The organism is Deltaproteobacteria bacterium, assembly GCA_022340465.1.
Classification (GTDB): domain Bacteria; phylum Desulfobacterota; class Desulfobacteria; order Desulfobacterales; family B30-G6; genus JAJDNW01.
This window is the reverse complement of record JAJDNW010000033.1, coordinates 101,800-110,147: the sequence shown is the minus strand read 5'-3', so window position 1 is coordinate 110,147 and position 8,348 is coordinate 101,800. Positions and strand designations below refer to the sequence as shown.

The 8,348-nt window shown below is 52.4% G+C and carries 9 protein-coding genes; 3 read left to right on the top strand and 6 right to left on the bottom strand.

Annotated elements, in window-relative coordinates; genetic code table 11:
- The first annotated feature begins 269 nt into the window (after window positions 1–269).
- From mnmE to LJE94_06440, 3 genes are read left to right on the top strand one after another with little or no spacing between them, the layout of a single operon-like run.
- Entirely contained in the window at window positions 270–1,667 is a 1,398-nt protein-coding gene (mnmE, locus tag LJE94_06450) for a tRNA uridine-5-carboxymethylaminomethyl(34) synthesis GTPase MnmE (GenBank protein MCG6909752.1), read from the top strand.
- Between the two features lie 33 nt (window positions 1,668–1,700).
- Window positions 1,701–2,384, top strand: a complete 684-nt coding sequence (locus LJE94_06445; protein MCG6909751.1) for a YkgJ family cysteine cluster protein — start codon at window positions 1,701–1,703, stop codon at window positions 2,382–2,384.
- Window positions 2,385–2,399: 15 nt separating this feature from the next.
- Window positions 2,400–2,741 (top strand): hypothetical protein, encoded by a 342-nt coding sequence (locus LJE94_06440; protein MCG6909750.1) that lies wholly within the window; start codon window positions 2,400–2,402, stop codon window positions 2,739–2,741.
- Window positions 2,742–2,932: 191 nt separating this feature from the next.
- Here the strand turns inward: LJE94_06440 and LJE94_06435 are convergent, their stop codons facing one another.
- The 6 genes from LJE94_06435 to LJE94_06410 form a co-directional block, all read right to left on the bottom strand.
- A complete protein-coding gene (locus LJE94_06435; protein MCG6909749.1) occupies window positions 2,933–4,366 on the bottom strand; it encodes a DNA integrity scanning protein DisA nucleotide-binding domain protein in 1,434 nt (477 codons plus the stop codon).
- Between the two features lie 31 nt (window positions 4,367–4,397).
- On the bottom strand, window positions 4,398–5,270 hold the full coding sequence (locus tag LJE94_06430) for an alpha/beta hydrolase (GenBank protein MCG6909748.1): 873 nt from the start codon (window positions 5,268–5,270) through the stop codon (window positions 4,398–4,400).
- Window positions 5,267–5,803, bottom strand: coding sequence for a hypothetical protein (locus LJE94_06425; GenBank protein ID MCG6909747.1), 537 nt, complete (start codon window positions 5,801–5,803; stop codon window positions 5,267–5,269). The genes LJE94_06430 and LJE94_06425 overlap by 4 nt, the downstream gene beginning before the upstream one ends.
- A gap of 3 nt (window positions 5,804–5,806) precedes the next feature.
- Window positions 5,807–6,421 (bottom strand): recombination-associated protein RdgC, encoded by a 615-nt coding sequence (locus LJE94_06420; GenBank protein MCG6909746.1) that lies wholly within the window; start codon window positions 6,419–6,421, stop codon window positions 5,807–5,809.
- A 236-nt stretch (window positions 6,422–6,657) separates the two neighbouring features.
- Window positions 6,658–6,960, bottom strand: a complete 303-nt coding sequence (locus LJE94_06415) for an antibiotic biosynthesis monooxygenase (GenBank protein MCG6909745.1) — start codon at window positions 6,958–6,960, stop codon at window positions 6,658–6,660.
- 181 nt (window positions 6,961–7,141) lie between these two features.
- Window positions 7,142–8,269 (bottom strand): sodium ion-translocating decarboxylase subunit beta, encoded by a 1,128-nt coding sequence (locus tag LJE94_06410; protein MCG6909744.1) that lies wholly within the window; start codon window positions 8,267–8,269, stop codon window positions 7,142–7,144.
- Window positions 8,270–8,348: the final 79 nt, after the last annotated feature.

The window sequence follows — 8,348 nt, the reverse complement described above, 5'->3', positions numbered from 1 at the left end:
TAAAGCGAACCAATAAACCAGCCACCGTCGGACAGTTGAACGCATACGACCGGAGAATTGTTCACCTGGCATTGAAGGCGGACGGCGAAATCAGGACCCACAGTCTGGGTGATGGATATTATCGCAAACTGAAAATTTTTCCCAAGCAGCGCAATCGGAAGGCGAAAGGCAATTAGACCGGTCACCTTGTTGACATGTTCGCGGCCGGAACCGCATCATTTGTCAATTGCGTGCTTTAAGTTTTCAGAACCGGTTCACGCACAATGAATATGGCGTCATCCACCATAGCTGCCATCGCAACCCCCCTGGGTAGCGGTGGCATAGGCATCGTCCGCGTGACCGGCGAGGCGGCGGCGGACATTCTCGCGACCGTATTCCAGCATAAAGGCAAAAGGTCTGACGAGTCGGCACAGCTTCGAACCGCAGGCTTTGTTTCACACCGGATGTATTTCGGCAACATTATCGATCCACGGGACAGCAGCTTCATTGATGAGGTGCTGGTTGTCCTCATGAAAGCCCCGCATTCCTACACCACTGAAGATGTGGTTGAAATTCAAACCCATGCCGGGTATGTCGTTTTAAAAAGGGTTCTGGCGCTTGTCCTTGCTCAGGGAGCTCGACTGGCCGAGCCGGGAGAGTTTACCAGAAGAGCCTTTTTAAATGGTAGAATCGACCTGACTCAGGCTGAAGCGGTAGCCGATGTCATTAACGCCAAGACTGGCATGTCGCTGGCGATTGCCGGAGGGCAATTAAAGGGCATGCTGGGTAAGGAAATTGGAATCGTCAGAGACCACCTGCTGATGCGGCTGGCTGAGATTGAAGCCGACATAGACTTTGCAGAAGACGTCGACGAGCCGTTGGATCCCGATCGCATGGCGGAAGAGATAAAAATCGGTGCACTGCAGCCGTTGGAGCGGTTGATCATGGGGTATGAGAATCGGCGGTTTTTCAGAGACGGTCTGAAAATGGCGATTGTCGGGAGGCCCAATGTCGGAAAATCGAGCCTTCTAAACCGCATGATCAGGAGGGAGCGGGCCATCGTAACCGAAATTCCCGGGACGACGCGGGATTCCATTGAGGAGATGATCGACATCGATGGGTTGCCGGTTATGATCATCGACACGGCCGGGCTGCATGAAACATCCCAGGCCATCGAGAGATTAGGCATAGAGAGGACATTGGCCGCCCTGGAAGAAGCGGACCTCGTTTTATTTGTGATCGATTTAAGCCAGGGGGTTACCAAAGCGGATAGGGATATATACGGAAAAATTGGCGACAAGAGATGCATTCTCGTGCAGAACAAGAATGATTTAAAGGAAGACACTCCCCTTCCGAATGGATGGCGGGGCATCCATAACGTCAGTGTGTCGGCCCTCGAGGGAACGAACATTGACAAATTGAGACGCGCTATTTATGACATCGGTGTCAGCGATGCCGGAACCTGGAAAGAAGCGTCGCTGGTTCCCAATCTAAGACAGGCCGACGCATTGAAAAAATGTTGTCGCTTTGCAAAGAGCGCACAGAAAACCATCGCTAAGGGGGGGGAAATGGATTTTGCCGCTCTCGACCTGAAGGCGTCCATCGAACGATTGGATGAAATTTTGGGGTTGAACTGCAAAGAAGACATGCTGGATACTATTTTCAGCCGCTTCTGTGTTGGAAAATAATGTTTCACGTGAAACAATTTGAGGGAATAGACCATGAGTATTGATTTTAATCCGTATTTCAAAGAGTATGAAGCGCTGCTGGACCTTGCCGACAAGACATTTGAAAAAATTCGAGAACAGTATCCGGATTTGGTTAAATGCAGGTTGGGATGCGCAGACTGTTGTTACGCCCTGTTTGACTTACCCTTGATAGAAGCCCTGTATGTAAATTATCACTTCAACGATACCTTTAAGGGTGGGGACAAAAACGCCTATCTGGAATCTGTTAACCGGATCGATCGGAAAATCCACCAACTTAAAAGGAAGGTGGTCAAGGATTTAGAGGGGGGTAAAACCGAAGAGGAGATCTTGAACGAATTGTCTGGCGTCAGGGTACGGTGTCCACTGCTGAATGCTCAAGACCGCTGTGATCTCTATGCGTTTCGTCCCATAACCTGCCGCCTTTACGGGATTCCGACATCCATCGGCGGCAAGGGGCGCACCTGCGGACTCAGTGGTTTCAAGGCAGGGGAACCGTATCAAACGGTAAATATCGATGTAATTCAACAAAAGCTGTTGCGGTTGTCGGAGCGCTTGGCCCGTGACATCGGCTCAAAATACGTCCGTTTGGGCGAGTTGTTGGTGCCACTCTCCATGGCGCTGCTGACTGACTACGACGAAACCTATCTTGGGGTTGCCGGTGACGAGCAGGCTGTCCCATCTTCGCAGGCGGAGTAGGGGGCGGCCGTGACGATGCTTTCCAAACAAGATGAAAACCGCAAAAAAGCGATTTTCGATGCCATGTCCCCCCGCAATCAGAAGGCGATTCTGAAAAGGGGGTACGAGAGATGGGATCCCTTTCAGGAACCAAAAGATCCCATCGATATCCGCCGGGATAGGAGTAAACGGACCACCCAGACGCTGGTAAGGGAGTTTTTACAGACCAGAAGTCAGGACGAGTACAGCCCCGCTTACGGTCGGGGGGTTTTAGAGATTTGTCTTGGCATCGTCAACGATGAAGATCGTTTTCGGGGGATGTACGAGTTTTCATGCTGGTACCGCGAGCTGTTGATTCGAGAAGGTCACGAAGAGTAACCGCAGCGCCGTAAGCGCCAGTAACGATTACGGCGCTGCGCTTACGGCGTGCGGCTTCGCCGCTATTTTCATCTATTTCGGGCACCTCTTTAACGCTATATTGTTGTTTAAGTCCTTTTATACTACTATATATTGTATATTCTAAATGGTAGGGGCGAAACCGCGTTTGATAACAATTGCCCGTGCAATTGTTATTCGCAGACCCGTTCCTCGAGCGTCGGGTGTTGCACGGTACAGGTGGATTCCGGATGCCATTGGCACTGGGCGCTGACCTCTATTCCCTCCTGGATAGTGGACACCGGGCGATCCGAAGAAACCACAACGACAATCAGGCTGCGGTGTTCGGCCGTGAACCGAAGGGCGGAGTTGAACCGGGCGCCCCTGGCGCGGTCTTCACTGGGAATGCTGCGCCCATCCAGCAGGCAGGCGAAGGCGTGCAGTTTCATATCCCGGCAGATGTGCAAGGCGCCGTCGACCTTGGCCAACGACTTGGCCAACTCGAGATAGTTCAACTGCCGCAGGTCGATGGGTTCCTTCAGCTTTTGTCCGGAAATGGTCACCGGTTTCTCATTCAAGTCCAGAACGAGGGTGCAGCCGAATTTATCACTTTCGGCATGGTGCGCGAGGGCACAGACGATTTTGAAAAGAAAACTGCTGTCTTCCGGATCCAGGTCGGATTCCAGGAGCATCTCCTCGACCTGGACGAGCTTGGCTCGATGGGTGGTGGAGCGATAACTGCCGTCTGAAAAACTGCACACCGTGTCCCCATTTAGGCGTATAAACCCATGGCGGCCGTTGAACTCGGCGTTGATGCAGAAGTCGTTGATATAGTCTTCCGATATGCCGATAATGGTTTGCCCCTGGGAAACAAGCTTGCGGGTGGAATTTTCAACGGCCAGCAGCAGTTTGCGCACGTGCTTGAAATTACTCAGGTTGGGTTGCTCCATTTCGGGGAAACTGGCGACAAAACGAATGTCGGTCAAGGCCTTTTTTTCGACGAAGGCCAACTCACCCCGTGGCCAGGCACCCTCTTCGCGGGTATTTCCGATGCCCAGGATCGTGTCCAGAATGGGGTAAACCCTTAACTGGGTATCCCATCCAAGACTGACGTTCATTTCATCAACGATGAAATCACGTACGGCATGGGTGGCATATTCACGCAGAAAGCTACCGGAAATGCCCGTGTAAAGCTGCTCATCGTTGGCCACGTCATGGGAAAACCGCCAGGCGGCATGCTCGAGCCACCGTTCGGTCGGGCCGACGGCGCACATGTCGGGGTGGTGTTCGGAGAACCACATCTGATAAAATACCGAACTGGACCGTCCGCCGTAGGAGATTAGACCGGCTAGCTGGATATTTTTTTCCGGTATCATGTGGAAGGAACCGTTTTTTAGGAAAGCCCCGGAGGGGGTTCGCTGCCAGGCACGACTGTCGATGTACAGCTCTTTGAACCGGGGCTCATGTCCCTGAAGCAGGTTTTGGGGATCGTAAATATGCAGTGCTTCCTCCGGTTCTATGGCATAGATCACTGCCGTCCGACTGGGGCCGGAGAAGTGGGAAAGACCCTCCCGCAGACCATCGCTCAGGTCTGCCAGGCAATTGCAGATGAAGATCGACGGGTTCATGTCTGCCACCATACCATCTTTTGCATACACATCAAAAATCCAACGAGCCGACAAAGTCCAGAATGACGTCGGCCGTTGCCACGGGCTTTTCCAGGGGAACAAAATGTCCGTTTTCCCTGAAACAGTGAAAGTGCGCGTGGGGTACCTGCCGTCGCAATCGTTTGACGGCGTTCTTACGAAAGGTGTTCGAGCGTCCTCCGTAAACAACCAGAGTGGGTTGCCGTATTTTTGGAATGAAGTGCCAAAGGTTGTGGGGATAAACGGAAAAACAGCGGGATTCCCATGCCGGAGTACAGCTGAGCCGGAGAGAGCCGTGACCATTTCCCCGGGTTCCGTCTTCAAGATAACCGTCGAAGCATTCAGGGTCCCATGTGCGGAACATGGATTTCTTCCGGTAAACGGAGCGGATCGTCTGCATATCAGGCCACTCCGCCTGGCGCTTGGCGGCGCGGCTGGCGATGGGTATATGCCGGATCAGCCCGGTTTTTTTTAAGAAATAAATATACCATGTGAACGCCAACGGCAGAATGGTGGGGTCGACGAGCACCAAGGCCTTGACGAGGTCGGGCCTCTTGCATGCCAAAAGGAGGCTGGAAACCGCACCGCGGGAGTGCCCCATGGCCACGAAGGGGGCTTTCCAGGATTCTAGAAACGGTTCAAGGTCACCTGCAAAAACGTTCCACCCCTTCAACCGGGCCGGGTCGGCCGGTGCGTCGGTTTTTCCGTGGCCCCGATCGTCCAGGCCGATCATATGCAACTTCCCGGTCAGGCACCGGGCCAAGGGCGTGTAAGCCGCTGCGCAAAGGCCGGTTGCATGTGAAAAATGTGCGTATTGCGAATTTCCCCCCCAGTCGATGAAGTGAAACCTTCCGCTGCGTCCTTCGAACTGACCGTCTTTCTTCACGACGCCTCCAGCCACTTGTTAAACGCCAGAGTGAAGTGTTTGTCCCAGTCGGATGAAACCCTTAACCGGATGAATTTTTGGAAAAGGAAATCGTGGTACTGAAGGAGTTGCTCGAGGAGGTACGCCTGTTCCAGAACAGCCCCTTCGGTATCTTCAAGTGTGTCCACCGGGCCTTTTTGGGGCATTTTCAGGTTGGTGATGGAAAGGCTATCGCCTTTCAGGGTGAAATGCCATTCCAGTTCGTTGAATTTGAAAACCAGATTGATTTCGGTGACGAGTGCGCCGCTTTTCAAAAATAGCAGGGCGGCGTCTAAATCGGGATCGTCGCCTTTAATCGTGATGCTTTGGGGTTTGTCACTGGTAAAATTTTCGAGGACGATGCGGTTGCCGAGATGTACCTCCCCCCCTTCGCCTGACGTTAGCGCTCCTTTCTGCAGATTTCCCGGATCGTTTTCTATGGCGAACCAGAGCCAGGTCAAGTATTCATACCCTAAAAATTTGTAGCGGTTGTAGGCGGTGGCGATGTCCAGCATGCGTTACTCCGTCAGTCGTTTGGGGGTGAGCTTGGTGAATGCGTCATATTCATTTCCGGAAAGCCCCCCGTGGAACTCAACCATGGTATATGGGAAAAGTCGAATCAGCTTCAGGTGAAAAGAGCTCAAAAAAAGGGTTTCCAGTTCTTCGCAGGGATTTTTCAGGTTGGTGAAGAACCAGAGGCTTTTGCCTTCATGGTCCCAGAGCAGGTTGTATATGTTCGGGGTAGCCGGAATCCGCAATGCCAAAAGGTTGATAACGTGTTCCTTGAGCATCTTTTTTTCATTCCTGGACAAAAATTCACGCCCGGTGGCCTTCAGCTTTTTAGACAGTTCGATGGCGAAATATTTCTGAACGACTTTAGCCGGAATCGTTTTTTTGTCGATACGCAGGGAAAAGATGAAATAGGAACCGATGGAGAAATTGGAGCCCTCGAAGCCGGGAACAAACGGGTCGCTGAAAGCGGTCCAGCCAATGATCCTTTCTGCCGCGTCGTCATCGATGTTGGATATGGCGTTTCCGGTGAGCCCTCTGCAGATATTGTCCATCACCGGGTCGTCGAGCTTGCCTTCGACTCGGTAGCGGGTCAGGGATGTCGTCGGTGACAAAAACCCCATAGCTGTATCCTTCCTCAGGTGGAGATAACCATCTGAATTGATTATAATAGAAAAATATTAAAGGAATTACTTATAGCTTTTTAGGACGGTGCTTACAAGGGAAAAGTACGGATTTCATGAAAGGCCGCGGTCTGAATGATGGGCCGCATTACCGGAGCCATCCGCGAAGCGGTGCTTATGGTAATCCGGTGATAAAAGCCTGATCTTAAGCCGGGAAGAGGACGATTGCCTGGGCACTATTGGCTGAATCCGGTGCCCACGACATAGGCCTCGTATTGTGTCGGGCCCTCCTGGTAGATATCGAGCATGGCTTCCAGCCGGGTCCGTTCGGCATTGCCTTTCCATCGGATCCAGTCATCTATGGTCTGCCAGGTCCCGATAACCAGCATGATGTTCGGGTTTTCCGGCAGCATAAGGGTCAGACCGGAAATGTAGCCGGGTTGCCGCATGGCGGCTGAGCGCAGATCGTTTAGAAGGTTGACGATTTCCTGGGTGTGACCGTCCTTGAATTGCCTCTTGATCAATACTTTCGCAAGCATCTTTACCCCCTTCCCTTATAGCGTTTGGTGGAATAACGTTTGGAAATATGAGCTGCCGTGGGTAATCGATATTGATCGACAATATCCGCGGCAGGCGCTTCCAAACGCTATAAAAATAGCGATAAGATTCAAGCCTTATACTTGTTAACAATCAGCTCGATTGGGTGAAGGTATGAAAGGATTATACCATGAAGCTCCACAAAATGCCAGCACAGATGGCCGATCCGATGACGCCCGATGAATTGCAGGCCATGGCGTGCATCAAGAGGTAATTCCCCGGATCCTCATGCTGTCCCACCAGGTGAACCTCCCGTGCCGATCCGGGAACGGCGGACACACCGGCAGCCCCCAAAAGGGGGTTGATCTTGCTTTTGGAAAACAGGTTCAGGATTTTGGCGAAAAGAACCCCGGAAGCGGTCGCAATGCTGAAAGCAATCGCCCCCAAAGCGAAAATTCCCACCGACTTGGGGGTCAGAAACACATCGGCCTGGGTGCTGGCGCCAACGGTGAAACCGAGGAATATGGTGGCGGTGTCTATGATGGCCGAGCTCGCGGTTTTGGCCAGCCGGTCAACCACCCCCGAAACGCGCAAGATGTTGCCGAAAAAGAAAGTCCCCAGCAACGGTATGGAAGCGGGTGCCAGAAAGCAGCACAGGATCACGCCGATAACGGGAAAAATAAGCAGTTCTTTTCTGGAAACCGTGCGTTCATCTTCAGGCATTCGAATGAGGCGTTCCTTTTTGGTGGTCAACAGCCGCATGATCGGTGGTTGAATAATGGGAATGAGGGCCATGTAGGAGTATGCGGCAATGGCGATGGGGCCGATCAGGTGTGGCGCCAGCTTGGCGGTAAGAAATATGGAAGTGGGGCCGTCGGCACCGCCGATGATGGCAATGGATGCGGCCTCCTTGGGCATGAATCCCAGCGCCAGGGCGCTGAGCAGCGTGAAATAAATGCCCATCTGGGCTGCGGCGCCCAGCAGCATCAATTTCGGCCTCAGCAGCAGCGAGGAAAAGTCGGTCATGGCTCCCAGGCCCAGAAAGACGATAGACGGATAGATACCGGTGGTCACACCGAAATAGAGATAGTGAAGCACGGAGTTGGGTTCATAGATGCCCAATCCGAATCCCTTGAAAAAGGGGACATTGCCCACAATGATCCCGAAGCCGATGGGCAAAAGCAGCAACGGCTCATACTCTTTCGCGATGGCCAGGTACAGGAAGACGCAGGCAACGCAGAGCATGATAACATGACGGTAGTCGGCAAGATAGTACCCGGTATTTGAAAGAAATTGAATTAAAAGTTCCATGGCAGATACACTTTCGTTAATTTATCAAATGTTAACGGATGATTCTATCCACGCTTGTTTCTATGTGAACAGCGAAGCG

Excerpts from the sequence above, each read along its gene's own strand:
- mnmE (MCG6909752.1), top strand. The coding sequence starts at position 270 with ATGGCGTCATCCACCATAGCTGCCATCGCAACCCCCCTGGGTAGCGGT.
- LJE94_06445 (MCG6909751.1), top strand. The coding sequence starts at position 1,701 with ATGAGTATTGATTTTAATCCGTATTTCAAAGAGTATGAAGCGCTGCTG.
- LJE94_06440 (MCG6909750.1), top strand. The coding sequence starts at position 2,400 with ATGCTTTCCAAACAAGATGAAAACCGCAAAAAAGCGATTTTCGATGCC.
- LJE94_06435 (MCG6909749.1), bottom strand. The coding sequence starts at position 4,366 with ATGAACCCGTCGATCTTCATCTGCAATTGCCTGGCAGACCTGAGCGAT.
- LJE94_06425 (MCG6909747.1), bottom strand. The coding sequence starts at position 5,803 with ATGCTGGACATCGCCACCGCCTACAACCGCTACAAATTTTTAGGGTAT.
- LJE94_06420 (MCG6909746.1), bottom strand. The coding sequence starts at position 6,421 with ATGGGGTTTTTGTCACCGACGACATCCCTGACCCGCTACCGAGTCGAA.
- LJE94_06415 (MCG6909745.1), bottom strand. The coding sequence starts at position 6,960 with ATGCTTGCGAAAGTATTGATCAAGAGGCAATTCAAGGACGGTCACACC.
- LJE94_06410 (MCG6909744.1), bottom strand. The coding sequence starts at position 8,269 with ATGGAACTTTTAATTCAATTTCTTTCAAATACCGGGTACTATCTTGCC.